This is a genomic window from Telluria sp. B2 (assembly GCF_051789535.1).
GTDB lineage: Bacteria > Pseudomonadota > Gammaproteobacteria > Burkholderiales > Burkholderiaceae_D > Telluria.
In genome coordinates this window covers 1,244,445-1,269,384 of record NZ_CP196525.1, presented here as the reverse complement: position 1 = coordinate 1,269,384, position 24,940 = coordinate 1,244,445, and the positions used below count along the sequence as shown (strand labels likewise).

Genomic DNA, 24,940 nt, shown 5'->3' with positions numbered 1-24,940 from the left:
CCTACGGAAGCAGCACGGCCCGGATCGGCGCAGGCCGGGAGGCCGACCGCACAGGTTCAGCGCACCGTCGCCAGCGCCGGCGCCTGCGTCCACCCGCCGCCGAGTGCGCGCGCCACGGCCACCGAGGCCAGCAGGCGCTGGGTGCGGATCTGCGCCGCCGCGCGGCTGGCCGCCAGCGCGCTGCGCTGGGCATCGGTCACGTCGAGGTAGGTCGACACGCCGCGCTCGAAGCGGGCCTGGGCCACCAACACGGCGCGCTGCGCCGCCTCCTGCGCCTGGGCCTGCACTTCGCCCTGCTTCTGGCGCTGCTGCACGTCCGACAGCGCGTCTTCCACTTCGCGCAAGGCGCCCAGGAGGCGGTTCTCGTGGTTCGCCAGCGCTTCCTCGTAGCGCGCCTTGGCCAACGCCAGGTTGGCGCGGTTGCGTCCACCGTCGAAGACCGGCAGCGACAGCGCCAGCGGCCCGATCGAAAACTGGCGCGCGCTGCCGCCCGCCAGGTCGCGCAGCGCTTCCGAGGCGTAGCCGAAGTTGCTGGTCAGGGTCAGCGAGGGATAGAACATGCCCTCGGCCACGCCCACCTGGGCATTCGCCGCCTTCAGGTTGGCCACGCTCGCGGCCAGGTCGGGGCGCTGGCCCAGCAGGCTTGCCGGCAGGCCGACCGGAATGCTGGGCGGCAGCGGCAAGGCCGGCTTGGCTTCGGGCGCGAGCAGCGGCACGCTCGGCGAAGCGCCGACCAGGGTCGCCAGCGCGTGCTCGACCGCGTTACGCTGGCGCTGCACTTCGTGCAGGTCGGCTTCGGCGTTGGCGCGTTCGATGCGCGTGCGCGACACGTCCAGCTCGTTCGACAGGCCGGCGTTGAAGCGCGCCTCGATCAGTTCCTGGGCTTCGCGGCGCGCCGCCAGTGCGTCGCGCAGGATCGCCTGTTCGGCATCCAGTCCGCGCAGCTGCCAGTAGCTCTGCGCCACCTGGCTCGACAGCATCAGCAGCACGGCGTCGCGGTCGTCCTGCGCCGCCAGCGCCTGGGCGTCGGCCGCTTCCACGACACGGCGCACGCGGCCCCAGATGTCGAGTTCATAGGAGAGCGCGGCGCCGACCGAGAAGTTGTTGCCTTCGATCGAGCGGCCGCCCAGCGCCAGGGCCTGCGAGGTCTCGGCCGAGGTGCGCGAGTTCGACACGCCGGCGTTCACCGACACGTTCGGCGCCTGGCCGGCGCGCACCACGCCGAGCTGGGCCTGGGCCTGCAGCAGGCGCTGGGCCGCGGCGCGGGCGCCCGGGCTGTCGCGCAGGGCGCGCTCTTCGAGGCCGTTCAGGGTGGCGTCGTCGAATACGGTCCACCAGGTCGCCGGCAGGCGCGCGCTATCCGATGGAGCCTGCGCGGCGTGACGGAAAGCGGCTTCCTGCGCGCCCTTCGGGGCCACGAAATCCGGACCGATCGTCGAGCAGCCGGAGACGACCAGCGCGGCCGCCATCGCAAGCGCCGCGCGGCGCGGAAGGGTCTTGGCAAAGGTATCGAACATCGTTTTTCTCTTCAATCGAATGGGGTTCAATGGCCACCGCCGCCGGCGCTGCCGGGCGACTTGACCTTGTCGGCGATCCAGACCACGGCGATGCACGAGATCAGGATCAGGCCGACGATCCAGAAGCCGTCGTTGTAGGCCATCACATAGGCCTCACGGCGTACGATGCGGTCGAGCGCGGCGATCGCCTGGTCGGCGGCGGTCGCAGGATCGATGCCGCGCGAGATGAAGGCCTGGGTCATCTGCTCCAGGCGCTCCTGGGTCGCCGGCGCGTAGCTCGATACCGCCTCGCCGATGCGCGCCGAGTGGAAGTGCTCGCGGTTGGTCAGCGAGGACGCCAGCAGCGCGATGCCGACCGAGCCGCCCAGGTTACGGGTCATGTTGAACAGGCTCGAGGCCGAAGGCATGTCCTTCGGCGCGATGCCCTGCATGGCGAAGTTCGACAATGTCAGCATCACGAAGGGCTGGCCGATGGCGCGGATGATCTGGGTCACCATCAACTGGTCGTAGCCGGTGCTCGCGTCCATGTAGGCGTTCATCAGGCAGGAACCGCCGAACAGGAGCAGGCCGAAACTGCACATGATGCGATTGTCGACTTTCGAGGACAGGGCCGCCGCGAACGGCATCACGATCAATTGCGGCAGGCCGACCCATGCGATGACTTCACCGATCTGCATCGGCGTGTAGCCGGCGATCTGCCCGAGATACAAGGGCAGCAGGTAGGAAGAACCGTACAGCCCCATGCCGATCACCGCCGACAACGCGGTCGCGACCAGGAAATTGCGCTGGCCGTAAAGGCGCAGGTTGACGAAGGACTGCTGGCGGATGAAGCTGTTGGCGATCCAGCCGAGGATGCCGACCAGGGCCAGCGCCGCGAAGGCGACGATGAACTGCGACTCGAACCAGTCCTTCGAATTGCCTTCTTCCAGGAAGATGGTCAGGCAGCCCAGGCCCATGGCCATCAGGAAGATGCCGAGCCAGTCGGCATGGACGAGCTGGCCGACCTGCATCTTTTCCTTGTCCAGGCCGTAGACCATGCCGGCGATGAGCAGCACGCCCGGCACCCAGTTGATGTAGAAGATCGAGGGCCAGCCGTACAGCTCGGACAAGTAGCCGCCCAGGGTTGGGCCCATCGCCGGGGCGAGCGTGGCGGTCAGGCCGAAGATCGCCATGCCGACCGCGCGCTTGGAGCTCGGCAGGCGCGTCATCACCAGGGTCATCGCCATCGGGATCAGGGCGCCGCCGGTGAAGCCCTGCAGCATGCGGAACACGATCATGCTTTCCAGGTTCCAGGCCGCCCCGCACAGGGTCGAGAAGACCAGGAACAGCGAGGTGGTGCCGATCATGTAGTTGCGCACCCCGAAGGCGCGCGCGAACAGCGCCGTCATCGGGATCACGACGATCTCGGCGCACAGGTAGGCGGTGGAAATCCAGGAGCCCTCTTCCTGGGTCGCCGACAGCGTGCCCAGGATGTCGCGCAGCGACGAGTTGGTGATCTGGATGTCGAGCACCGCCATGAAGGCGCCGAGCATGCCGGCGGCGACCGCGAGCCAGGTGCGCAGGTCGACGCGCGCGCCGGCGGCCGGCGCGCCCGGGAAGGCGGCGGGCGCGGCCTTGGTCGTAGTGCTCATGGTGGTCCTTGGCTAAGGTGTTGGCTCAGGCCTTACTTGGCGGAGGCAGTACGGGTCGGCTCGGCCTTCTGGCGCAGGTCGATCTCGGCGACCACCGACATGCCCGGCACCAGGCGGCCCGCCAGGCGCTGCTGGTCCTTCTGGTCCAGGGTGATCTTCACCGGCACGCGCTGCACGATCTTGGTGAAGTTGCCGGTCGCGTTATCGGCCGGCAGCAGCGCGAACTGGTTACCCGAGGCCGGCGAGAAGCTGTCCACGCGGCCGACCAGGTGCTCGTCGGGCAGCGCATCGACCGCCAGTTCCACTTCCTGGCCAGGCTTCAGGCCTGCCAGCTGGGTTTCCTTGAAGTTGGCGGTGACCCATACCTTGTCCTCGACCACGGCGACCAGTTGCTGGCCCGGCTGCACGCGTGCGCCCACTTCGACGCTGCGGCGGCCGATGCGGCCATCGACCGGCGCGAGGATGCGGCTGTAGCCGAGCTGCTGCTTCGCGTCCTTCAGCTGGGCCTGCAGCACCTTGATCTGGGCGTTCAGCACGTCGCGCGCCGAGCTGGCAGCGGCGATCTGGGCCTTGGCGGCGTTGGCGGTGTCGCGGCGCGCGGCGACGTCGGCGGTGGCGGCGGCCTTCGCGGCGTTGGCGGCGTCGACCTCGGCCTTCGAGACGGCCTTCATCTGCGTGTTGTAGAGCTGGCCGAAGCGCTCGGCGTCCTGGCGCGCGCGCACCAGCAGGGCCTGCGACTGGCCGACCTGGGCGGCAGCCGCCTCGGCCTGGGCGCGCACCTGGGCCACCTGGGCATCGGCCTGCAGCACCTGCTGCCTGGCGCTGGCGATCTGTGCCTCGATCTGCTCGACGCGCACGTGCTGGTCCGCCGGGTCGAGTTCGGCGATCGGGTCGCCGGCCTTGACGTGCTGGTTGTCTTCGACCAGCACGCGGGTGACGACGCCGGCGATGCGCGAGGACACCGGGTGCACGTGACCGGCAACATACGCATTCTCGGTCTCGACGAAGTTATGACTGCGGTACCACATGCGGCCACCGGCAACAAGCGCGGCAAGGGCGATCAGCGCGACCACGGTCAGCACGCGCTTGTTGGGCGGCGTCTTGCCGGCCGCGGCGGGAGCAACTGCGGGTGCAGCGGGAGCGGCGGATGGAACGGCGCCGAGCGGCGCTTGCGCGGCCGAAGTCTGCGGTTGGGACATGAAGGCAACTCCGAAAAAGGAATAAGGGTTGTCCTACATTATTCGGCATCCTCCTCAGTTCGTCAAGAAATGAAACGATTGCATTTCATTTGTTGGTGATTTACAGTGGCGGCATGAGCAAACCATCGCAAGGGAGTATCCCCACCTGTGCGCGCGGCGCCGGACGGCCGAAGGCCAGCGACGTCGAAGCGCGGACCCAGGACCTGATCGACACCGCCGCCACGCTGTTCCTGGCCAACGGCTACACCCGCACCAGCCTCGAAGCCATCGCCCGCGCCGCCCGTGTTGCGGTCCGCACCATCTACGTCAAGTTCGGCGGCAAGGCCGGCCTGCTCAATGCAGTGCTGCTGTCGCGCCGTGACCAGTTCTTCCGCATGCGCGACATGGACAAGGACATGCGGCCATTGCGCGACGTGGTCGGCGACTTCGCCCACCAGTTCTTCGACTTGCTTTGCAAGGAGCAATTAATTGCGATGCAGCGCGTGGTGATTGCCGAGGCCCCGGGCAACCCCGAGCTGGCCGACACCTTCTACAGCGCCGGCCCGCGCCTGACGCGCGAGATGCTCGACCGTTTCTTCACCCGCCCGGACGTGCACGCCCAGTTGCGCGAAGACCTTCCCTTCGGTCAGTTGCCGGCCATCCTCACCAGCACCATCGCCGGCGACAGCGTGCAGCGTTTCGTGTTTCCGAACGCCCAACCCGAGCCTGCCGAAGCCCACCGCCAGCTCGATGAACGGCTGGAACTGTTCTTCCGCAGCGTCTTGCGATAGTGGAATACTGCTGAGCAAATGTGCGTCAACGTACCGACCTGGTGCGGACCTTGTGCGAACCTGACTGCCTTATCAAGGAGGATGTCATGGATCTCAACAAGAACATCACAGCGTTGAATCGCGGGGAGGCGGCATGAGCAAGACCTCCCGTTACGAATGGCGCGACCAGCAGGCCGCGCTGCATGAGCGCATGAAGGGGTTCCTGCAGAACCCGGGCAACGAACAGCTGGAAGCAGTCGTCGCGGAAATGCGCGCCTACGCCGCCGCCGCCAAGGCGGGCCACATCGAAATCCCGCAGACCTGGACTGCTTACAGTTGAGCTGACTGAAGCAGCGTTATGACGCGATGCCGCCCGGCGTGAGTTGGGCGGCATTTTGTTTTTGGGCTGCGCCGTTTGAATCAAGGAATGTGCTCGGCGTCGGGAGGCGGAACGACCCAGCGGTGCATGCGTTCCTCGTAGACAGACACCGTCGGGACCGGAAAGCCGGGATCGGCGAATGCGCCGACCGGGATGATGACGTACTCCTCCAGTCCCTCGGCTTCGTAATACACCGTGGCGCCGCAGAAACAGCTGGGGTCAGGTCTGACAATCAGACACGGACTCTGCTTTTGTCTTGACTGACCGATGGTGATCCAAGGAAGAGCTCGTGTCCGAATGTCAGACCTGACCCTCGCTGTCATGGTGATCCAAGGAAGAGCTCGTGTCCGAATGTCAGACCTGACCCTCGCTGTCTGTGGTGATCCAAGGAAGAGCTCGTGTCCGAATGTCAGACCTGACCCTCGCTGTCTGCTGTCCTGACCCTCGCTGTCTGCTGTCCTCGCTGTCTGACCCTCTGCTATCCGGTCGTTGCCCTGCGAACTGGCCCGACGGCACTGTTCCATCTTGCAAAGCGTCTCGAAATGCTTGCGGCACCGCTTGGCCCCGCTGGCAGAGGCCGGTATTGTCCTGCAACGAATATTTGCATCCAGGACCAGAAATGCAAACAAACCACGGGAAGAAGGAAAAATTGCCGAATCCGCCAACGGCGCGCACGGTTGACGACGTTAATTATTATCTAACTTTGTTTCCGGTATCATGAATCACGAATTCATCAATTTCAACCATCCAGATCTCGGCGGAGGGAATGCGCATGACTACGCAGGCACGACAGTTCGCCAGGCTCGACGTGGAGAACCAGGAAGACATCGCGGCAGCGGAACTCGCGCTCGTCCGCCAGGAACTGGAAGAGCGCCTCGCCTTCCTGCTCTCCGATAGCGGTCCGCCATCGGACCCGCTGGCTGCGGCCATGCGCGCCGCCGCGCTGGGCGCGGGCAAGCGCATGCGCCCCCTGCTGCTGATGCTCGTCGCGCGCGACCTCGGCTGCGATTCGCCGGCGCTGACCGACGTCGCCTGCGCCGTCGAGCTGGTGCACGCCGCCTCCCTCGTCCTCGACGACCTGCCCTGCATGGACGACGCCCGCCTGCGCCGCGGCCAGCCGACCACCCACGTGCAGTTCGGCGAAGACGTCGCCATCCTGGCTTCGATCGCCCTGCTCAGCCGCGCCTTCGGCATCCTTGGCGCGGCCCAGGACGTTCCGCCCGCCGTGCGCGCGCGCCTGGTGGCGCGGCTGTCGGAAACGGTCGGCGCGCAGGGACTGGTGCGCGGCCAGTTCCTCGACCTGCGCGGCGGCGCCCGCACGGCCGAGGAAATCGCCGCCACCAACGAACTGAAAACCGGCGTGCTGCTCGGCGCCGCGGTCGACATGGCGGCCATCATTGCCGAAACTGACGATTGCGTGGCGCAGGCGCTGCGCGACTTCGCCTTCGCCGCCGGCCAGGCCTTCCAGATCCGCGACGACTTCCAGGACGGACCGGGCATGGATTCCGCCGTCACCGGCAAGGACACCGGCAAGGACGTCGGCAAGGCCACCTTCATCAACACGCTCGGCTTCGAGGAAGCCCGGCGGCGCCTGCTGGACCACCTGCACGAGGCGGACCGCTGCCTGACCGACGCCATCGGCAGCAAGCAGGGCACGCGGCGCTTCGTCGGCAGCCTGTTCGGCCAGGGCGCGGGCGCGCGCTTCGCCGCGCGGCAGCCCGGCTACGCCATCCGCCATTGAACCCGCGGCCGCACCGATAAAGGATCCTTTCGATGGCCCACTTCGGCGTGGTCGCACCGGCGTTCTACAGCCACTACAACGCGATGGCGGCGCTCGGCGCCGAGCTGGTTGCGCGCGGCCACCGCGTCACCTTCCTGCACCAGATCGATGCCGGCGCCTACCTGGCTTCGCTGAAGGAACTGCCGCTGGGCTTTCATGCGCTCGGCCCGAACAGCCATCCGGCCGGTTCGCTGGCCGGCATGGTCCGGCGCGCCGCCAGTCCCGGCGGCCCGTTCGGCCTGCGTCGCGTGATCCAGGACATGGCGCGCACCACCGACATGCTGTGCCGCGAGCTGCCGCCCGCCATCGAGGCCCTCGGCATCGACGCCCTGCTGTGCGACCAGATGGAGGCGGCCGGCGGCCTGGTGGCCGAGGGCCTGGGCCTGCCCTTCGCCTCGGTCGCCAACGCACTCCCTGTGAACCGCGAGCCCGGCATCCCGCTGCCGGTGATGCCCTTCGCCTATGAAGACAGCGAGCGCGCGCGCCACCTCTACCAGGGCAGCGCGCGCGTCTACGACTGGCTGATGTCGCCGCACGCCGAGGTCATCGGGGCGCATGCGCGCCGCTTCGGGCTCGGCGCGCGGCGCGCCCTGCACGACTGCCTGTCGCCGCTGGCCCAGGTCAGCCAGACCACCGCGTCCTTCGAGTTCCCGCGCCGCGCATTGCCGCCGCATTTCCACCATGTCGGCCCGCTGCGTTTTTCCCGCGGCGCCGGCAAGGCGGGCACGCATGCGCCGCGCGGCATGCCGCCGGCGGCAGGCGACCGCCCCTTCGTCTTCGCCTCGCTAGGCACCCTGCAGGGCGGGCGTTACGGGCTGTTCAGGCGCATCGTGCGCGCCTGCCGCCGGCTCGACGTGCAGTTGCTGGTAGCCCATTGCGGCGGCCTGGATGCGCGCCAGGAACAGGCCCTGGTCCATGCCGGCGCCGACTGGGTCTGCGCCTTCGCGCCGCAGCAGGAGGCGCTGGCGCGCGCCGACGCCGTGGTCTCGCACGCCGGCTCGAATACGGTCATGGATGCGATCGCCGCGCGCACGCCCATCCTCGGCCTGCCGATCGCCTTCGACCAGCCCGGCGCGGCGGCGCGCATCCGCCACACCGGCATAGGCCTGACGATCTCGCCGCATTTCGCCAGCACGGCCCGGATTGCCCGGGAATTGCGTCGCCTGCTGGACGAGCCCGGTTTTGCGCAGCGCATGGCGCCGCTGGCCGAGGACCTGGCGCGGGCCGGCGGCACGCCGCGCGCCGCCGACATCATCGAAGACGCGCTGGGCCTGGCACGCCCGGCCCAGCACGAGGACGCGCCCGCGGGCGTGGCCAGCCTTGGATAAACCGGGCGCAGTCGATAGCGATCCCGCCTGGGACCTGATCCTGGTCGGCGGCGGCCTGGCCAACGGCCTGATCGCCTGGCGCCTGCACACGACCTGTCCATCCCTGCGCATCCTGCTGCTGGAAGCGGCCAGCCGGATCGGCGGCAACCACACCTGGTCCTTCCACGACGGCGACCTCAGCAGCGAGCAGCGCCAGTGGCTCGCGCCCATCATCTCCGCGCGCTGGCCGCGCTACGACGTGGTCTTCCCCGACTTCGCGCGTACCCTCGACAGCGGCTACGCCAGCGTCACCTCGACCGACTTCGCGCGCGTCATCGAAGGGGCGCTCGGCCCCGCGCTGCGCGTGAACGCCCGCATCGAAACGCTCAGCCCGACCACGGTGACGCTGGCCGACGGAGCAGTCCTGCGCGCGCGCGCCGTGATCGACGGCCGCGGCGTGCGGGCGACCAGCCGCCTGGCGCTCGGCTACCAGACCTTCCTCGGCCAGGAGCTGCGCCTGGCCGCGCCGCACAGCCTGACCGCCCCGATCATCATGGACGCCAGTGTCGAACAACAAGGCGGCTACCGCTTCGTCTACGTGCTGCCCTTCGATGCGCATACCCTGCTGATCGAGGACACGCACTACGTCGACAGCGGCGCCTGGGAACCGGAGCGCCTGCGCGCGAACATCACGCAGTACGCGCAGGCGCGCGGCTGGCAGGTCGCCGAACTGCTGCGCGAGGAACACGGCTCGCTGCCCATCGTGCTGGCCGGCGACTTCGACGAGTACTGGGCCGACCTGGCAGGCCAGCCCTGCGCCGGCCTGCGCGCCGGCCTGTTCCACTCGACCACCGGCTATTCGCTGCCGCACGCGGTGCGGCTGGCCGAACGCATCGCCGGCTTTTCCGATTTCAGCGCGCCGCGCCTGTTCGCCGCCATCCGCGACGAAGCGAGCAAAGAATGGCGCCAGCAGCGCTTCTTCCGCCTGCTCAACCGCATGCTGTTCCTGGCCGGCAGCCCGGATAAACGCTGGCGCGTGATGCAGCGCTTCTACCGCCTGCCGTCCGGCTTGATCGAGCACTTCTACGCCGGGCGCCTGAGCCTGGGCGACAAGGCGCGCCTGCTCACCGGCAAACCACCCGTTCCTTTGCTGGCCGCCTTCTCGGCTGCCTGCAAGATCCACCCCCGTCAGATCAGGAAATCCGAATGAACGAACGCAAAACCGCCGTGGTCGTCGGCGCCGGATTCGGCGGCCTGGCCCTGGCCATCCGCCTGCAGGCCAGCGGCATGCAGACCACCCTGCTGGAAAAGCGCGACAAGCCGGGCGGCCGCGCCTACGTCTACGAGGACCAGGGCTTCGTGTTCGACGCCGGCCCGACCGTGATCACTGATCCGTCCTGCATCGAGGAACTGTTCGCGGCGGCCGGCAAGCGCATGCAGGACTACGTCGAGATGCTGCCGGTCGCGCCCTTCTACCGCCTGTGCTGGGAGGACGGCAGCCACTTCGACTACCTGAACGACCAGGACGCGCTCGACCGCCAGATCCACGCGCGCAACCCGGCCGATGTCGAAGGTTACAAACGCTTCCTGGCCTATTCGAAGGCCGTGTTCGAGGAAGGGTACATCAAGCTCGGCGCCGTGCCTTTTCTCTCCTTCCGCGACATGATCCAGGCCGGGCCGCAACTGGCGCGCCTGCAGGCCTGGCGCAGCGTCTACGGCATGGTCTCGCGCTTCATCCAGGACGAGCACCTGCGCCAGGCCTTTTCCTTCCACTCGCTGCTGGTGGGCGGCAACCCCTTCGCCACGTCGTCGATCTATACGCTGATCCACGCGCTGGAACGGCGCTGGGGCGTGTGGTTCCCGCGCGGCGGCACGGGCGCGCTGGTCAAGGCCCTGGTAAAACTGTTCGAGGACATCGGCGGCACGCTGGAACTGAATGCGCCGGTGGCGCGCATCGAGACGCAGGGCGGGCGCGCCAGCGGCGTGCGCCTGGAAGACGGACGCCTGTTCGCGGCCGACGCGGTGGCCTCGAACGCCGACGTGGTGCACACCTATGCCAAGCTGCTGGGGCACGATGCGCACGGCGTGGCCGAGGCCCAGGCGCTGCGCAAGAAGCGTTTCAGCAATTCGCTGTTCGTGCTCTACTTCGGGCTCGACCATCACCACGCGCAGTTGCAGCACCACACGGTCTGCTTCGGCCCGCGCTACCGCGAACTGATCAAGGACATCTTCAACGGCGAGACCCTGGCCGAGGATTTTTCGCTCTACCTGCACGCGCCCTGCGTCACCGACCCGTCGCTGGCCCCGCCCGGCTGCGGCAGCCACTATGTGCTGGCGCCCGTGCCCCACCTGGGCAATGCGCCGATCGACTGGGAGGTCGAAGGTCCGCTCTACCGCGACCGCATCTTCCAATACCTGGAACAGCGCTACATGCCCGGCCTGCGCAGCCAGCTCGTCACCAGCCGCATCTTCACGCCGCTGGACTTCCGCGACCAGCTCAACGCCCACCACGGCTCGGCCTTCTCGCTCGAGCCGATCCTCACGCAAAGCGCCTGGTTCCGCCCGCACAACCGCGACAGCGCACTGGCCAACCTCTACCTGGTCGGCGCCGGCACCCATCCGGGCGCAGGCGTGCCCGGCGTGATCGGTTCGGCCAAGGCGACCGCTGGCCTGATGCTCGGGGAGGTGCCGGCATGAGCGAAGCATTGATGCAGCATGCCACCCAAACGATCGAGGTCGGCTCGAAAAGCTTCGCCGCGGCGGCCAGGCTATTCGACCCCGATACGCGCCGCGGCGTGCTGATGCTCTACGCCTGGTGCCGCCACTGCGACGACGTGGTCGACGGCCAGGAACTGGGCTTTGCCGCCGCGCCCAGCGGACACGACGCCGAGCGCGAACTGGCGCGGCTGCGCGAACAGACGCGCCGCGCCTACGCGGGCGAGACCATGCGCGATCCGGCTTTCGCCGCCTTCCAGGAGGTGGCCCTGAAGCACGCCATCGAGCCGCGCCATGCCTACGACCACTTGGCCGGCTTCGCCATGGACGTCGAGGGAGCGCGCTACGAGACCATCGAGGACACCCTGCGCTACTGCTACCACGTGGCCGGCGTGGTCGGGCTGATGATGGCCGCCATCATGGGCGCGCGCGACCCGCAGGTGCTGGACCGCGCCTGCGACCTCGGCCTGGCTTTCCAGCTCACGAACATCGCGCGCGACATCGTCGACGATGCGCGCATCGGGCGCTGCTACCTGCCGGCGAGCTGGCTGGTTGACGCCGGCATTCCGCCGGAGGAAGTCGCGCTGCCGCGGCACCGCCCGGCGCTGGCGAAAGTGGCCGCGCGCCTGGTCGACCACGCCGAGCCCTACTACGATTCGGCGGCGCTCGGCCTGTCCGCCCTGCCCTTGCGCTCGGCCTGGGCGATCGCCAGCGCGCGCCTGGTCTACCGGCAGATCGGCATCGAAGTGAAACGGCGCGGCGCCCACGCCTGGGACGAACGCGCGGGCACCACCAAGCTCGCCAAGCTGTGGCTGCTGCTGCGCGGCGGGATGGATGCCTTGGCTTCGCGGCTCAGTTCGCAGACTCTGGCGAGGACGGCGACGCGTCCGGCAAGCTTGTGGCAGCGCCCCGGCGGCGGCGCAGGCGGCCCCCATGGCGTGCCTGTAACTGCTGCCTGAGCGTCTCGACCGGCGGCGCGTAGAGGAAGCCGAAGGAGACCGCGCCGTCCTTGCCATCCACCGCGTGGTGCATGCGGTGGGCCTGGTACAAGCGCTTGAGGTAGCCGCGCTTGGGCACGTAATGGAAGGGCCAGCGCCGGTGCACCAGGCCGTCGTGGGCGACGAAGTACAGGAAGCCGTAGGCGGTCATGCCGGCGCCTATCCACTCGAGCGGATGGTGGCCGCGGCTGCCGGCGTAGATCAGGGCGATGGCGACGCCCGCGAAGACCACCGCGTACAGGTCGTTCTTCTCGAACCAGCCGGTGCGCGGCGCGTGGTGCGACTTGTGCCAGCCCCAGCCGAAGCCATGCATGACGTACTTGTGCGCGACGATGGAAAAGATTTCCATGGCCACGACGGTGAGCACGACGATGAGCGTATTGAGCAGCATGTGAGGATTCGACACCTGGAGCCGGAATGGCTCAAGCCTACCATGGGGCGTGGCGCGCACGGCTGGGGATCGCCACGCTTCCTTCTACAAACTCATGATTAAAGGATGACCCATGTTTTTCAGGACAGTTCTCGGTTGCACCCTCTTCTCCGGGCTGGTGGCGGCCGCCGGGGCGGCATCAGGCGCCACGGTCGAAGTGCGGGTGTCGGGCGTGATCGGAAACAAGGGCAAGGTCAATGTCGCGGTCTGCGACAGGGAGCGCTTCCTGAAGCAGTGCAGCCACAGCGGGTCGGCGCCGGCGAAGGCGGGCGAGACGGTCGTCACCCTGAAGGACGTGCCGCCCGGCACCTGGGCCGTGCTGGCCTACCAGGACGAGAACGAGAACAATGAGCTCGACCGCAACTTCATCGGCATTCCCAGCGAGAACTACGGCTTCAGCCGCGACGCCCGCGGCAAGTTCGGCCCGCCGGGTTTCGATGAGGCGGCGATCGAGGTGCGGGGCGAGCTGACGGTGGCGCCGGTGAAGCTGAAATAAGGCGGCGGCGGTTTGCGGCAAGATCGTCGCGCCCGGCGTTGGAGACAGAAACGATCACACGCTCTACGCCCCGTCGATCACCCGCATCAGGAAGTGCACCTTGCGCGGCGCCCGGTGCCGCTCATGGATCTCGCGCGTCAGCACCTCGACCCGGCGCGGCTGCAGCGCCAGCTGGCGCACGTCGATCGGCGCGCCGGCAGCCAGGTTGCCGGCGAACTGGGCCGCCAGTTGCTGGGACACAGTCCCGGTCAGCGTGACCGGCACGCCGTGCAGCGTCGTCTTCAGCTCGAAGCTGCGCGACTCCGGCAGGACGAAAACCGTTCCGACATACTCTTTGCCGTGCTCTTCCATGTCTGTCTCCTTCGACACGCACTGCGCTGTTGAGCTGCGTTGGCGAGCCTGCACTCCTCTGCTCGCCCCCACATGATAGCAAGCCGGCGGCGCAGCACAACATCCGCGGCTGCGCATCCGCGACTGCGGCCGTGCAGACGGGCTGCTGTACGAATTGGCTGGCGCGCCGCGGCCCAGCGCCTAGAATGACTGGTACGCCGCGACCTCCGTGGCGGATGGCGCGGCTCCCAGCTTTCGTGGAGGAGTAGCCATGTTGCGCAAACTGATCGCCGAGTTCATCGGCACCTTCTGGCTCGTGCTCGGCGGCTGCGGCAGCGCCGTGCTGGCCGCCGCTTTCCCCGAGGTCGGCATCGGCCTGACCGGGGTCTCGCTGGCCTTCGGACTCAGCGTGCTGACCGCCGCCTATTCGCTCGGCCCGATCTCGGGCGGGCACTTCAATCCGGCGGTCACGCTCGGACTCTGGGCAGGCGGACGCTTCCCCGCCAAACAGATCGGGCCCTACATGCTGATCCAGGTCGCCGGCGCCATCGCCGCCGCGGGCGTGCTGTACGCGATCGCCAGCGGCAAGCCCGGCTTCGACGCGGCCGCCGGCTTCGCCGCCAACGGCTATGGCGAGCACTCGCCAGGCAAGTATGCGCTCGGTTCGGCCCTGATCTGCGAGGTGGTGATGACCTTCATGTTCGTCCTGGTCATCCTTGGCGCTACCCATACGCGCGCGCCGATCGGCTTCGCGGGCCTGGCCATCGGCCTGGCGCTGACCCTGGTCCACCTGGTCAGCATCCCGGTGACCAACACCTCGGTCAACCCGGCGCGCAGCACCGGCCCGGCCCTGTTCGCCGGCGCCTGGGCGCTCGGGCAGCTATGGCTGTTCTGGCTGGCGCCGCTCCTGGGTGGCACCCTGGCCGGGGTCCTGTACCGGACCGTCCTCGAACGCGAATCGGCCGAGCCCGCTGTGACGGGCGAGCGCAGGGGCATGCGCGGCGAGCGCAGGAGCGGGCTGGTGACGGCGCACCGTTGATCGGACGGATGTAATGCAACGCGTCCAGTAGGGTGGGCACGCTGTTCAGCACAGAGACATAGGTAACACTTGTCTAGAGACATAGGTAACACCTTTTATGATCATTGCACAGCTAACAAGTGGAGTGTGCGATGCCTTGGAAGGAAAGTTCCCGTATGTCCTCTCGTCTTGAATTTGCCATGCTGGCGGATGCGTCTGACAGCAACATGACAGCGCTTTGCCAGTCTTTCGGCGTCAGCCGAAAGACTGGCTACAAGTGGCTCGATTTGTATCGGAAGCACGGCCCGGAAGGGCTGCAAGAGCGCTCACGCCGTCCTCTGTCGTCGCCCAAGCGATGCGGTGCCGAGTTGGAGGCGGCAGTGCTGGCCCTGCACGACAAGTATCCCTGCTGGGGTGCCCGCAAGCTCAAAGCACTGCTCCCCGAGACCGCGGGCAAACCGCATCCAAACACCATTGCTGCCATTTTGAGACGGCATGGGCGCCAACTAGTGCCTCATGTCAGCCAGACCAAGCCTGCCAAGGGACGCTTCGAACACGAGGAACCGAACAGCTTGTGGCAGATGGATTTCAAAGGCCATTTTGCCTTGACCAATGCAGCGGCCGGCCGCTGCCATCCGTTGACAGTACTGGATGATCACTCCCGCTTTTCGCTGTGTCTGGCTGCGTGCTCGGGCGAAGACGGCCCGCAGGCAAAGGCTGTGCTTACAAGGACGTTTCAAAAATATGGACTGCCGCAGCGCATTACCTGCGACAACGGTGCGCCTTGGGGAACAGCCGGGCATAAATCCATCTCGCGGCTCGAGGTGTGGCTGGTACGCCTGGGTATCCGCGTCAGCCATAGCAGTCCGCACCATCCGCAAACGCAGGGCAAGGACGAGCGGTTTCATCGAACGCTCAAGCGCGAACTCCTGGAGCGCTACGGTTATGGCTCGCTTGCCGCGTGCCAGGAGGCCTTCGATGCCTGGCGCGACCAATACAACCTGATTCGTCCCCACGAGGCACTGGGACAAAAAGCTCCCGCCACCCGCTACCAGCCCAGTGCGCGCAGTTTTCCATCCCACCTGCCGCCGATCGAATATGACGACGGCGACATCGTGCGTACCGTACAGCGGCACGGCCAGATCAATTTCAAGGGCCGCAGTTACTTTGTGGGTGAAGGTTTGTACCAAGAGCCTGTGGCAATCAGAGCGACGGATCAGGACGGCGTCTTCAACGTCATCTTCTGCCACCAACAGGTTGCACAGATCGACCTCACCAGCAGCTAAAATAGCACCACGCAGTGTTACCCATGTCTCTAGACAGGTGTTACCTATGTCCCTGTGCTAAACACCCGCCGTGCCCACGCGTTGCGTGCGTGTCCGTGCGGCCCGGGACTGTTGCGTATCGCCCGCCGCCGTATCGCTCGGACGAGGTCTGGACGCATCATTTCTACGACGTGCATTGCCGACGACCGCGATGTTTTCTGGCGCCAGCGGGCGACGGGCCACCGCCAACGAGAATGGAGGCGCACGTAACGCGTGGGCACAGCGTGCCCACCCTACCGTGACGTAGGTGGTTTTATCAGCCTGTTCAGCGTGATTCGGGCTTCGACATCCGCGCCAGCCCGGCCAGGTCGAGATCGCCGTCGCCGCGCTGCACCGCTTCCTGCAGCGTGTCGCGCAGGACCGAGCCGAAACGCAGGCGCAGGCCCTGCTCGGCCGCGGCATCGTTGGCCAGCCCCACGTCCTTCAGCCCGAGCGAGAGCTTGAAGCCGGCCGGGCTGTAGCGCTCCTGCGCGATCATGCCGCCATAGCCCTTGTAGACGGGCGAGCCGGCGAACAGGGTCTGGCTCAGCAGGTCGAGGAAATCCGCGGCCGGGATGCCGTGCGCCCCGGCCAGCGCCGCCGATTCGCCCATCGCCTCGATCGCGCAGGCCAGGCTGAGGTTGGTGCCCAACTTGACCGCGTTGGCCTGCTCCGGCGCGTCGCCGAAGCGCCAGGTCTTCTGCCCCATCAGGTCGAACAGCGGCTGCACGCGCCCGATCAGCTCGTCCGGTCCCGCCGCGACGATGTTCAGCTTGCCGGCCGCAGCCACGTCGACCCGGCCCAGCACCGGCGCGGCGACATAGCCGACGCCCTGCTCCGCATGCAGCGCCGCCATCTCGCGCGCAAAGGCCACCGACACTGTCGCCATGTTGACGTGGATGCTGCCGGGTTTCAGCGCGTCGAGCGCGCCGCCCTCGACCAGCACCGCGCGCGTGGAGGCGTCGTCGGCCAGCATGGTGAACAGCACGTCGACCGCGCCCGCCTCGGCCGGGCTACCGACGGCGTGTGCGCCCTGCACCGCCAGTTCCTGCATCGGTCCTGGGCTGCGGTTCCACACCCGCAAGGGGTGCCCGGCTTTCAGCAGGTTGGCCGCCATCCCGCGCCCCATGGCGCCCAGGCCGATGAATCCGATTTCCATGTTCGCTCCTCATATGTGCCGCGCCGCGGCCGATGTGCTCATTGAAGCAGCATTCGGGGAAATGCGGCGCGAAAAAAAACCGGGACCTTGCGGTCCCGGTTGCATGTCTTGCGGCTAGCCTCGCGACCAGCCTGCAGCTCAACGCTTGCGCGGCGGCGGCAAATCGGTGCAAACGCCTTCGTAGGCTTCCGCCGCCATGCCGATCGACTCGCCCAGGGTCGGGTGCGGGTGGATGGTCTTGCCGATGTCCACGCCGTCCGCGCCCATTTCGATCGCGAGAGCGATCTCGCCGATCATGTCGCCGGCGCTGGTGCCGACGATGGTGCCGCCGATGATGCGGTGGGTCTCGGCGTCGAACAGCAGCTTGGTGAAGCCTTCCGAGCGGCCGTTGGCGACGGCGCGGCCCGAGGCGGCCCACGGGAAGTGGCCCTTCTCGACCTTGATGCCCTTCTGCTTGGCTTCGTCTTCGGTCAGGCCGACCCATGCCACTTCCGGATCGGTGTAGGCCACCGACGGAATGACTTTCGCATCGAAGAAAGCCTTTTCGCCGTGCGCGGCTTCGGCCGCGACGTGGGCTTCATGCACGGCCTTGTGCGCCAGCATCGGCTGGCCCACCAGGTCGCCGATGGCGAAGATGTGCGGCACGTTGGTGCGCATCTGGCCGTCGACCGGGATGAAGCCGCGGTCGGTGACCGCCACGCCGGCCTTGTCGGCGGCGATCTTCTTGCCGTTCGGGCTGCGGCCCACGGCCACCAGCACCAGGTCATAGACCTGGGCTTGCGGCGCCGGCTGGCCGGCTTCGGCCGACTCGAACGTTACCTTGATCCCTTCCGGCAGCGCTTCCACGCCGACGGTCTTGGTCTTCAACATGATGTTGTCGAAGCGCTGGGCGTTGAACTTCTGCCAGACCTTGACGGCCTCGCGATCCGCGCCCTGCATCAGGCCGTCCATCATCTCGACCACGTCGATGCGCGCACCCAGGGTCGAGTACACGGTCGCCATTTCCAGGCCGATGATGCCGCCGCCGATGACCAGCATGCGCTTCGGTACCTGGCGCAGCTCCAGCGCGCCGGTCGAGTCGACGATGCGCGGATCTTCCGGCACGAAAGGCAGCTTCACGACCGAGGAACCAGCCGCGATGATCGCTTTCGCGAACTTCACGACCTTCTTCGCGCCGTCCGGGCCGGTGACTTCGATGTGGTTCGGGCTCAGGAACTGGCCCACGCCCTGCACCACGTTGACCTTGCGCGCCTTGGCCATGCCGGCCAGGCCGCCGGTCATGGTCTTGATGACCTTGTCCTTGTAGGCGCGCAGCTTGTCGATGTCCACGCTAGGTGCGGCGAAGGAAACGCCGATGTCGGCCATGTGCGCGGTCTCGTCCATGATGTGCGCCACGTGCAGCAGCGCTTTCGACGGGATGCAGCCCACGTTCAGGCAGACGCCGCCGAGCGTTGCGTACTTCTCGACCAGCACCGTGTTCATGCCCAGGTCGGCCGAACGGAAGGCGGCCGAGTAGCCGCCGGGGCCGGCGCCCAGCACCATCATTTCGCACTCGATGTCGACCTGGCCGCTGTAGCTGGCGCCTGCCGGGGCAGGCACCGCGCCGGGGGCGGCGGCGTCGGCCTTGTGGGCCGGCGCATAGGAGTCGGTCGGACCGGCGGCCGCGGTCGGGGCAGTCGCCTGCGCGCCGATCTGCGCGGCAGGCGCAGCCGACGCGGCAGCAGGAGCGGCAGCCGGAGCCGCAGCAGCAGGCGCAGCGCCCGCAGCGCTTTCATCGAGGGTCAGCAGCAGCGAACCTTCGTTCACCTTGTCGCCGACCTTGACCTTCAGTTCCTGCACCACGCCGGCGTGGGTCGACGGGATCTCCATCGAGGCCTTGTCCGATTCGACGGTGACCAGCGACTGGTCGACCTTGATCGTGTCGCCCGGCTTGACCAGCAGCTCGATGACCTCGACGTCCTTGAAGTCGCCGATGTTCGGGACCTTTACTTCAACAGTACTCATGCTCGGCGCTCCTTACAGAAGGGTCTTGCGCAGGTCGGCCAGCACGTCGGCCAGGTAGGCGGCGAAGCGCGCGGCGCCGGCGCCGTCGATGACGCGGTGGTCGTAGGACAGCGACAGCGGCAGCATCAGGCGCGGCTGGAAGGTGGAACCGTCCCACACCGGCTTCATCGCCGACTTCGACAGGCCGAGGATCGCGACTTCCGGCGCATTGATGATCGGCGTGAAGGCCGTGCCGCCAATGCCGCCCAGCGACGAGATCGTGAAGGTCGCGCCCTGCATGTTCGCCGGCGACAGCTTGCCTTCGCGTGCCTGGGCCGAGAGTTCGCCCATTTCGACGGCGATCTGCGAGATGGTCTTCTTGTCGGCATCCTTCACGACCGGCACTACCAGGCCGTTCGGGGTGTCCGCGGCAAAGCCGATGTTGTAGTACTGCTTGACGATCAGGCTGGCGCCGTCTTCCGACAGCGACGAGTTAAATTGCGGGAATTTCTTCAGCGCGGCGACCGATGCCTTGATGACGAAAGCCAGCATGGTCAGCTTGACGTTCGACTTCTGCTTGGCCAGCGCGGCGTTCGAATCGACGCGGAACTGTTCCAGGTCGGTGACGTCGGCGTCCTCGAAGTGGGTCACATGCGGGATCATGACCCAGTTGCGGTGCAGGTTCGGACCGGAGATCTTCTTGATGCGCGGCAGGGCCACGGTTTCGGTCGGGCCGAACTTCGAGAAGTCCAGCGACGGCCATGGCAGCAGGTCCAGGCCGACGCCGGTACCGCCGGCCTTGCCTGGCGCGGCTGCGGCGGCAGGCGGAGCAGCCATCACGCCCTTGACGAAATTCTGCACGTCCTGCTGGGTGATGCGGCCTTTCGGACCGGTGCCCGGCACGCGCGCCAGGTCCACGCCCAGTTCGCGGGCGAACTTGCGGATCGACGGCGAGGCGTGGGCTTTCGAGCCGGTGACGCCCTGGCCTGGGGCGGCTGCGGCCGGAGCCGGGGCAGCAGGTGCGGCGCCGGCAGGCGCAGCGGCCGGTGCGGACGGTGCAGCGGCAGCCGGTGCGGCAGCAGGAGCGGAGGAAGGCGCAGCCGCGGCCGCGCCGCCGCTCGTCTCGACCAGCAGCACGAGCGAACCCTCGGCGACCTTGTCGCCGACCTTCACTTTGATTTCCTTGACGGTGCCGGCGTGGCTGGACGGGATTTCCATGCTCGCCTTGTCCGATTCGACGGTGATCAGGGACTGGTCGACCTTGATCTGGTCGCCCGGCTTGACCATCAGTTCGATGACTTCGACTTCCTTGAAGTCGCCGATGTCCGGCACGGTGACTTCGACGATGCCGCCTGCGGCGGCCGGGGCGGCGGCAGGTGCGGATGCAGCTTCGGCAACGGCCGGAGCGGCGGCCGGTGCAGCGGCTGGTGCAGATTCAGCGGCAGCGCCGCCGGCTTCCTCGACCAGCAGCACGAGCGAGCCCTCGGCGACCTTGTCGCCGACCTTCACCTTGATTTCCTTGACTACGCCGGCGTGGCTCGCCGGGATTTCCATGCTGGCCTTGTCCGACTCGACGGTGATCAGCGACTGGTCGACCTTGATCGTGTCGCCCGGCTTGACCATCAGCTCGATGACCTCGACTTCCTTGAAGTCGCCGATGTCCGGGACTTTGACTTCCACAATGCTCATAGTGTTAGCTCCATTATTATTTGTCGGCCTAGTGAAGAACCGCCACCGTCCCCGGAGGGAGCCCGCCAGGGGCGCCTTCCACGGGACAGCAACGGCTTAACACCAGAGCATTTATACGTTGACCGGATTCGGCTTGTTGGCGTCGATGCCGTACTTCTCGATGGCCTGGGTCACGACCGACATGTCGATCTTGCCTTCGTCGGCCAGCGCGCGCAGGGCGGCAACGGTCACGTAGTAGCGGTTCACTTCGAAGAACTCGCGCAGCTTGACGCGCGAATCCGAGCGGCCGAAACCGTCGGTGCCCAGCACTTTATAGGTGCGGTCCTTCGGCATGTAGGCACGGATCTGCTCGGCGAACAGGCGCATGTAGTCGGTGGTCGCGACGATCGGGCCGGTCGAGTTCTGCATCAGCTGGGTCACGTACGGCACGCGCTGCTCGGCGCCCGGGTTGACCATGTTCCAGCGGTCGCAGTCCTGGCCGTCGCGGGCCAGCAGCGTCAGCGACGGCGCGGACCAGACGTCGGCGGCGACGCCCCAGTCGTTCTTCAGCAGCTCGCTTGCTGCGATCGATTCGCGCAGGATGGTGCCGCAGCCGATCAGCTGGACGCGCGTCGAGGCTTCCTTGTCGCCTTCCTGGAACAGGTACATGCCCTTCAGGATGCCCTCTTCCTGGCCCGGCTTCAGGCCCGGCTGCTCGTAGTTCTCGTTCATGATGGTGATGTAGTAGAACACGTCTTCCTGTTCTTCCACCATGCGGCGCAGGCCGTCACGGATGATCACCGCCACTTCATGGCCGAAGGTCGGGTCGTACGGCACGCAGTTCGGGACGGTGGCCGCGATGATGTGGCTGTGGCCGTCCTCGTGCTGCAGGCCTTCGCCGTTCAGCGTCGTGCGGCCCGCGGTGCCGCCCATCAGGAAGCCACGCGCACGGATGTCGCCCGCCAGCCAGACCAGGTCGCCCACGCGCTGCATGCCGAACATCGAGTAGAACGTGTAGAACGGGATCATGGTGCGGTTGTTCGTCGAGTACGACGTCGCCGCGGCGATCCACGAGCTCATGCCGCCCGCTTCGTTGATGCCTTCCTGCAGGATCTGGCCGGCCTTGTCTTCGCGGTAGTACATCACCTGGTCCTTGTCGACCGGCTCGTACAGCTGACCCTGCTGGTTGAAGATGCCGATCTGGCGGAACAGGCCTTCCATGCCGAAGGTACGCGATTCGTCGACCAGGATCGGCACGATGCGCTGGCCCAGGCTCGGGTCCTTCAGCAGGTTGGTCAGCACGCGGACGTAGGACTGGGTGGTCGAGATCTCGCGGCCCGGCGCGGTCGGCTCGAGCACGGCCTTGAAGGTTTCCAGCGGCGGCACGACCAGGGCTTCGTCCGCCTTCTGGCGGCGCTGCGGCAGGTAGCCGCCCAGGGCCTTGCGGCGCTCGTGCAGGTACTTCATTTCAGGCGCGTCGTCGGACGGCTTGAAGAACGGGATATCGCCCAGCTTGTCGTCCGGGATAGGGATGTTGAAGCGGTCGCGCATCTCGCGGATCGCCTCGTCGTCCAGCTTCTTGGTCTGGTGCGCGGTATTGCGCGCCTCGCCCGACTTGCCCATGCCGAAGCCCTTGACGGTCTTCACCAGCAGCACGGTCGGGGTGCCCTTGTTCTCCTGCGCGTTCTTGAAGGCAGCGTAGATCTTGTGCGGGTCGTGGCCGCCGCGGGTCAGGCGCCAGATGTCGTCGTCGCTCATGTTGGCGACCATCTTCAGCAGCTCCGGGTGCTTGCCGAAGAAGTGCTTGCGCACGTAGGCGCCATCCTTGGCCTTGTAGTTCTGGTATTCGCCGTCGACGGTTTCCATCATCACGCGCTGCAGGATGCCGTCCTTGTCCTTCGACAGGAGCGCATCCCACTGCGAGCCCCAGATGACCTTGACGACGTTCCAGCCGGCGCCGCGGAAGTCCGCTTCCAGTTCCTGGATGATCTTGCCGTTGCCGCGCACCGGACCGTCCAGGCGCTGCAGGTTGCAGTTGACGACCATGACCAGGTTGTCGAGGCGCTCGCGCGCGGCCATGCCGATCGCGCCCATCGATTCCGGCTCGTCCATCTCGCCGTCGCCGCAGAAGACCCAGACCTTGCGGTTCTCGGTGTTGGCGATGCCGCGTGCGTGCAGGTACTTCAGGAAGCGCGCCTGGTAGATCGCCATCAGCGGGCCCAGGCCCATCGAGACGGTCGGGAACTGCCAGAAGTCCGGCATCAGCTTCGGGTGCGGGTAGGACGACAGGCCCTTGCCGTCGACTTCGCGGCGGAAGTTCAGCAGCTGCTCTTCCGAGATGCGGCCTTCGAGGTAGGCGCGCGCATAGATGCCCGGCGAGGAGTGGCCCTGGATGTACAGCAGGTCGCCGCCGTGCTCTTCGGTCGGGGCGTGCCAGAAGTGGTTGAAGCCGATGCCCAGCATGTTCGCAAGCGAGGCGAAGGACGAGATGTGGCCGCCCAGGTCGCCGTCGGCGCGGTTGGCCTTGACCACCATCGCCATCGCGTTCCAGCGCATCCACGAGCGCAGGCGCTCTTCGTATTCCAGGTTGCCCGGGCAGTTCACGTTCAGGTGGGCCGGGATGGTGTTGACGTAGGCCGTGTTGCTGGAGAACGGGATGTGGGCGCCGCGGCGGCGCGCCAGGTCCACCAGGCGCTCCATCAGGTAGTGGGCGCGTTCGGTGCCTTCGTTTTCGATGACCGCCTCAAGCGCCTCGAGCCATTCCTTGGTTTCGAGGGCGTCCGGGTCATTGGCGGCCTGGGCCGTCAATTGGTCGAGTTGAGCTGACATATCAGTGCGTCTCCTTGGTTTATGCCCCACCCCGATCCCCAGATCGCCGGCGGCGGATTTGATGAACATACAATCGGAAATTAACTGTCAGATTCTACCAGTGGACTTAGCCTTTTTCAAATTACGATATATCATTTCATAATGCGGAATTCGCAATGCGAACGGCATGGTTTGGTCGGGTGGACACCTGTGTCCACGCTGTATGGAACCCATGCGTAACCGGAACGCGACCGCACGTCCGCGCACGCAGCGGGTTTTCATCATGCGTTTCGATTCGCAACGGTCCTACCGCGTGGACACAGGTGTCCACCCTACTCCCTCGCATCGTGACGTGACCGTCTCGAACGGCCCCGAGCATGCTTCCACCCCGCCGCGATTCCTCATCATCGATCACCCGGTAAATATGACAATGAAGCGCGGAGCGCGGCGCGCGATACCCGTGCCGGCCTTATAATTTCATCTTTGTCCAGTGATGAGCCACACCATGCCAGCCCAACTGATCGACGGAGTCCAACTTTCCCAACAACTGCGCGCCGAAATCGCCGAGCGCGCGGCCAAACTCACTGCCGCCGGCCAACAGCCGGGCCTGGCCGTGATCCTCGTCGGCGAAGACCCGGCCAGCCAGGTCTACGTACGCAACAAGGTCAAGGCCTGCGGCGACGTCGGTTTCCATTCGGTGCTGGAAAAGTACGACGCCGACCTGACCGAAGCCGCCCTGCTGGCCCGCATCGCGGCCCTGAACGAGGACCCGGCCATCCACGGCATCCTGGTGCAGATGCCCCTGCCGCGCCACATCGATCCGAGCAAGGTCATCGAGGCCATCGCGACAGCCAAGGACGTCGACGGCTACTCGGTGCTGTCGGCCGGCGAACTGGTCGCCAACCTGCCAGGCTTCCGCCCCTGCACGCCCTACGGCTGCATGAAGCTGATCGAGTCGACCGGCTACGACCTGCGCGGCAAGCATGCCGTCGTCATCGGCCGCTCGAACACCGTCGGTAAACCAATGGCCCTGCTGCTCTTGCAAGCCAACGCCACCGTCACCATCTGCCATAGCGCGACGCCGGACCTGGGCTACCACACCCGCCAGGCCGACGTGATCGTCGCCGCCGTCGGCCGCCGCAATACCGTCACCGCCGACATGGTCAAGCCGGGTGCGGTCGTGATCGACGTCGGCATGAACCGCGACGACGCCGGCAAGCTGTGCGGCGACGTCGATTTCGCCGGCGTGGCCGAGGTGGCCTCGCACATTACGCCCGTACCGGGCGGCGTTGGCCCGATGACGATTACCATGCTGTTGATGAACACCGTCGAGTCCGCGGAGCGCGTGCTCGGCAAACGGCAGGAACGGCTCGACCAGGCCACGGGAATGGATCCGAAGCCGGGCGTCGCATAATTTCAATTAAGCGTGAACGAACGGCATCGCTCGCTGGAGCGATGCCGGAACCCTT

At 66.9% G+C, this 24,940-nt stretch carries 21 protein-coding genes; 11 read left to right on the top strand and 10 right to left on the bottom strand.

Annotation, left to right across the window (positions count from 1 at the left end; genetic code table 11):
• Window positions 1–56: 56 nt before the first annotated feature.
• From ACSUZJ_RS05670 to ACSUZJ_RS05660, 3 genes are read right to left on the bottom strand one after another with little or no spacing between them, the layout of a single operon-like run.
• Window positions 57–1,517, bottom strand: a complete 1,461-nt coding sequence (locus tag ACSUZJ_RS05670) for an efflux transporter outer membrane subunit (RefSeq protein WP_499414115.1) — start codon at window positions 1,515–1,517, stop codon at window positions 57–59.
• Window positions 1,518–1,543: 26 nt separating this feature from the next.
• Window positions 1,544–3,148 carry a DHA2 family efflux MFS transporter permease subunit gene (locus tag ACSUZJ_RS05665; protein ID WP_499414113.1) on the bottom strand — a complete coding sequence of 535 codons (1,605 nt, stop codon included), beginning with the start codon at window positions 3,146–3,148 and terminating at the stop codon, window positions 1,544–1,546.
• Window positions 3,149–3,180: 32 nt separating this feature from the next.
• Window positions 3,181–4,347 (bottom strand): HlyD family secretion protein, encoded by a 1,167-nt coding sequence (locus ACSUZJ_RS05660; RefSeq protein ID WP_499414111.1) that lies wholly within the window; start codon window positions 4,345–4,347, stop codon window positions 3,181–3,183.
• Window positions 4,348–4,460: 113 nt separating this feature from the next.
• Here ACSUZJ_RS05660 and ACSUZJ_RS05655 point away from each other — a divergent pair, with 113 nt between their 5' ends.
• The gene (locus tag ACSUZJ_RS05655) at window positions 4,461–5,117 is read left to right on the top strand and encodes a TetR/AcrR family transcriptional regulator (RefSeq protein ID WP_499414110.1); all 657 of its coding nucleotides are present in this window, start codon (window positions 4,461–4,463) and stop codon (window positions 5,115–5,117) included.
• Between the two features lie 133 nt (window positions 5,118–5,250).
• Entirely contained in the window at window positions 5,251–5,436 is a 186-nt protein-coding gene (locus ACSUZJ_RS05650; RefSeq protein ID WP_499414109.1) for a hypothetical protein, read from the top strand.
• An 80-nt stretch (window positions 5,437–5,516) separates the two neighbouring features.
• Here ACSUZJ_RS05650 and ACSUZJ_RS05645 read toward each other — a convergent pair whose 3' ends face one another.
• Window positions 5,517–5,669: a hypothetical protein gene (locus ACSUZJ_RS05645; RefSeq protein ID WP_499414107.1), complete on the bottom strand. Its 153-nt coding sequence runs from the start codon at window positions 5,667–5,669 to the stop codon at window positions 5,517–5,519.
• Between the two features lie 578 nt (window positions 5,670–6,247).
• Here ACSUZJ_RS05645 and ACSUZJ_RS05640 point away from each other — a divergent pair.
• The 5 genes from ACSUZJ_RS05640 to crtB are packed head-to-tail and all read left to right on the top strand — an operon-like array spanning window position 6,248 to window position 12,236.
• On the top strand, window positions 6,248–7,216 hold the full coding sequence (locus ACSUZJ_RS05640) for a polyprenyl synthetase family protein (protein WP_499414105.1): 969 nt from the start codon (window positions 6,248–6,250) through the stop codon (window positions 7,214–7,216).
• Window positions 7,217–7,248: 32 nt separating this feature from the next.
• Window positions 7,249–8,583, top strand: a complete 1,335-nt coding sequence (locus ACSUZJ_RS05635) for a glycosyltransferase (RefSeq protein WP_499414103.1) — start codon at window positions 7,249–7,251, stop codon at window positions 8,581–8,583.
• Window positions 8,576–9,772, top strand: coding sequence for a lycopene beta-cyclase CrtY (crtY, locus tag ACSUZJ_RS05630; protein WP_499414101.1), 1,197 nt, complete (start codon window positions 8,576–8,578; stop codon window positions 9,770–9,772). The genes ACSUZJ_RS05635 and crtY overlap by 8 nt, the downstream gene beginning before the upstream one ends.
• Window positions 9,769–11,259: a phytoene desaturase gene (locus tag ACSUZJ_RS05625; protein ID WP_499414099.1), complete on the top strand. Its 1,491-nt coding sequence runs from the start codon at window positions 9,769–9,771 to the stop codon at window positions 11,257–11,259. Before crtY ends, ACSUZJ_RS05625 begins: the two co-directional genes overlap by 4 nt.
• Window positions 11,256–12,236 (top strand): 15-cis-phytoene synthase CrtB, encoded by a 981-nt coding sequence (gene crtB, locus ACSUZJ_RS05620; RefSeq protein WP_499414097.1) that lies wholly within the window; start codon window positions 11,256–11,258, stop codon window positions 12,234–12,236. The genes ACSUZJ_RS05625 and crtB overlap by 4 nt, the downstream gene beginning before the upstream one ends.
• On the opposite strand, the gene ACSUZJ_RS05615 is transcribed toward crtB, so the two are convergent.
• Window positions 12,130–12,666: a sterol desaturase family protein gene (locus ACSUZJ_RS05615; RefSeq protein ID WP_499414095.1), complete on the bottom strand. Its 537-nt coding sequence runs from the start codon at window positions 12,664–12,666 to the stop codon at window positions 12,130–12,132. The two genes, crtB and ACSUZJ_RS05615, sit on opposite strands and share 107 nt — an antisense overlap.
• Before the next feature lie 112 nt (window positions 12,667–12,778).
• On the opposite strand from ACSUZJ_RS05615, the gene ACSUZJ_RS05610 reads away from it, so the two are divergent.
• Window positions 12,779–13,201 carry a DUF2141 domain-containing protein gene (locus ACSUZJ_RS05610; protein WP_499414093.1) on the top strand — a complete coding sequence of 141 codons (423 nt, stop codon included), beginning with the start codon at window positions 12,779–12,781 and terminating at the stop codon, window positions 13,199–13,201.
• A gap of 63 nt (window positions 13,202–13,264) precedes the next feature.
• On the opposite strand, the gene ACSUZJ_RS05605 is transcribed toward ACSUZJ_RS05610, so the two are convergent.
• On the bottom strand, window positions 13,265–13,552 hold the full coding sequence (locus ACSUZJ_RS05605; protein ID WP_499414091.1) for a hypothetical protein: 288 nt from the start codon (window positions 13,550–13,552) through the stop codon (window positions 13,265–13,267).
• A 250-nt stretch (window positions 13,553–13,802) separates the two neighbouring features.
• Here ACSUZJ_RS05605 and aqpZ point away from each other — a divergent pair, with 250 nt between their 5' ends.
• Both aqpZ and ACSUZJ_RS05595 read left to right on the top strand, forming a co-directional pair.
• Window positions 13,803–14,570: an aquaporin Z gene (gene aqpZ, locus ACSUZJ_RS05600; RefSeq protein ID WP_499414089.1), complete on the top strand. Its 768-nt coding sequence runs from the start codon at window positions 13,803–13,805 to the stop codon at window positions 14,568–14,570.
• A 131-nt stretch (window positions 14,571–14,701) separates the two neighbouring features.
• Window positions 14,702–15,835 carry an IS481 family transposase gene (locus tag ACSUZJ_RS05595; RefSeq protein WP_499409610.1) on the top strand — a complete coding sequence of 378 codons (1,134 nt, stop codon included), beginning with the start codon at window positions 14,702–14,704 and terminating at the stop codon, window positions 15,833–15,835.
• A gap of 304 nt (window positions 15,836–16,139) precedes the next feature.
• Here the strand turns inward: ACSUZJ_RS05595 and ACSUZJ_RS05590 are convergent, their stop codons facing one another.
• The 4 genes from ACSUZJ_RS05590 to aceE form a co-directional block, all read right to left on the bottom strand.
• Window positions 16,140–17,012: an NAD(P)-dependent oxidoreductase gene (locus ACSUZJ_RS05590; protein ID WP_499414087.1), complete on the bottom strand. Its 873-nt coding sequence runs from the start codon at window positions 17,010–17,012 to the stop codon at window positions 16,140–16,142.
• Between the two features lie 138 nt (window positions 17,013–17,150).
• Window positions 17,151–19,016 (bottom strand): dihydrolipoyl dehydrogenase, encoded by a 1,866-nt coding sequence (gene lpdA / locus ACSUZJ_RS05585; protein ID WP_499414085.1) that lies wholly within the window; start codon window positions 19,014–19,016, stop codon window positions 17,151–17,153.
• A 12-nt stretch (window positions 19,017–19,028) separates the two neighbouring features.
• Window positions 19,029–20,684 carry a dihydrolipoyllysine-residue acetyltransferase gene (gene aceF / locus ACSUZJ_RS05580; protein ID WP_499414083.1) on the bottom strand — a complete coding sequence of 552 codons (1,656 nt, stop codon included), beginning with the start codon at window positions 20,682–20,684 and terminating at the stop codon, window positions 19,029–19,031.
• A gap of 111 nt (window positions 20,685–20,795) precedes the next feature.
• Complete coding sequence (gene aceE / locus ACSUZJ_RS05575) at window positions 20,796–23,492, bottom strand: pyruvate dehydrogenase (acetyl-transferring), homodimeric type (RefSeq protein WP_499414081.1); 2,697 nt, start codon at window positions 23,490–23,492, stop codon at window positions 20,796–20,798.
• A gap of 484 nt (window positions 23,493–23,976) precedes the next feature.
• Here aceE and folD point away from each other — a divergent pair, with 484 nt between their 5' ends.
• On the top strand, window positions 23,977–24,885 hold the full coding sequence (gene folD / locus ACSUZJ_RS05570; protein WP_499414079.1) for a bifunctional methylenetetrahydrofolate dehydrogenase/methenyltetrahydrofolate cyclohydrolase FolD: 909 nt from the start codon (window positions 23,977–23,979) through the stop codon (window positions 24,883–24,885).
• The last annotated feature ends 55 nt before the right edge of the window (window positions 24,886–24,940 follow it).

What these genes read in the sequence shown, in the direction of transcription:
- ACSUZJ_RS05670 (WP_499414115.1), bottom strand. Translation starts at nt 1,517, where the DNA reads ATGTTCGATACCTTTGCCAAGACCCTTCCGCGCCGCGCGGCGCTTGCG.
- ACSUZJ_RS05665 (WP_499414113.1), bottom strand. Translation starts at nt 3,148, where the DNA reads ATGAGCACTACGACCAAGGCCGCGCCCGCCGCCTTCCCGGGCGCGCCG.
- ACSUZJ_RS05660 (WP_499414111.1), bottom strand. Translation starts at nt 4,347, where the DNA reads ATGTCCCAACCGCAGACTTCGGCCGCGCAAGCGCCGCTCGGCGCCGTT.
- ACSUZJ_RS05655 (WP_499414110.1), top strand. Translation starts at nt 4,461, where the DNA reads ATGAGCAAACCATCGCAAGGGAGTATCCCCACCTGTGCGCGCGGCGCC.
- ACSUZJ_RS05650 (WP_499414109.1), top strand. Translation starts at nt 5,251, where the DNA reads ATGAGCAAGACCTCCCGTTACGAATGGCGCGACCAGCAGGCCGCGCTG.
- ACSUZJ_RS05640 (WP_499414105.1), top strand. Translation starts at nt 6,248, where the DNA reads ATGACTACGCAGGCACGACAGTTCGCCAGGCTCGACGTGGAGAACCAG.
- ACSUZJ_RS05635 (WP_499414103.1), top strand. Translation starts at nt 7,249, where the DNA reads ATGGCCCACTTCGGCGTGGTCGCACCGGCGTTCTACAGCCACTACAAC.
- ACSUZJ_RS05625 (WP_499414099.1), top strand. Translation starts at nt 9,769, where the DNA reads ATGAACGAACGCAAAACCGCCGTGGTCGTCGGCGCCGGATTCGGCGGC.
- crtB (WP_499414097.1), top strand. Translation starts at nt 11,256, where the DNA reads ATGAGCGAAGCATTGATGCAGCATGCCACCCAAACGATCGAGGTCGGC.
- ACSUZJ_RS05615 (WP_499414095.1), bottom strand. Translation starts at nt 12,666, where the DNA reads ATGCTGCTCAATACGCTCATCGTCGTGCTCACCGTCGTGGCCATGGAA.
- ACSUZJ_RS05610 (WP_499414093.1), top strand. Translation starts at nt 12,779, where the DNA reads ATGTTTTTCAGGACAGTTCTCGGTTGCACCCTCTTCTCCGGGCTGGTG.
- ACSUZJ_RS05605 (WP_499414091.1), bottom strand. Translation starts at nt 13,552, where the DNA reads ATGGAAGAGCACGGCAAAGAGTATGTCGGAACGGTTTTCGTCCTGCCG.
- aqpZ (WP_499414089.1), top strand. Translation starts at nt 13,803, where the DNA reads ATGTTGCGCAAACTGATCGCCGAGTTCATCGGCACCTTCTGGCTCGTG.
- ACSUZJ_RS05595 (WP_499409610.1), top strand. Translation starts at nt 14,702, where the DNA reads ATGCCTTGGAAGGAAAGTTCCCGTATGTCCTCTCGTCTTGAATTTGCC.
- ACSUZJ_RS05590 (WP_499414087.1), bottom strand. Translation starts at nt 17,012, where the DNA reads ATGGAAATCGGATTCATCGGCCTGGGCGCCATGGGGCGCGGGATGGCG.
- lpdA (WP_499414085.1), bottom strand. Translation starts at nt 19,016, where the DNA reads ATGAGTACTGTTGAAGTAAAGGTCCCGAACATCGGCGACTTCAAGGAC.
- aceF (WP_499414083.1), bottom strand. Translation starts at nt 20,684, where the DNA reads ATGAGCATTGTGGAAGTCAAAGTCCCGGACATCGGCGACTTCAAGGAA.
- aceE (WP_499414081.1), bottom strand. Translation starts at nt 23,492, where the DNA reads ATGTCAGCTCAACTCGACCAATTGACGGCCCAGGCCGCCAATGACCCG.
- folD (WP_499414079.1), top strand. Translation starts at nt 23,977, where the DNA reads ATGCCAGCCCAACTGATCGACGGAGTCCAACTTTCCCAACAACTGCGC.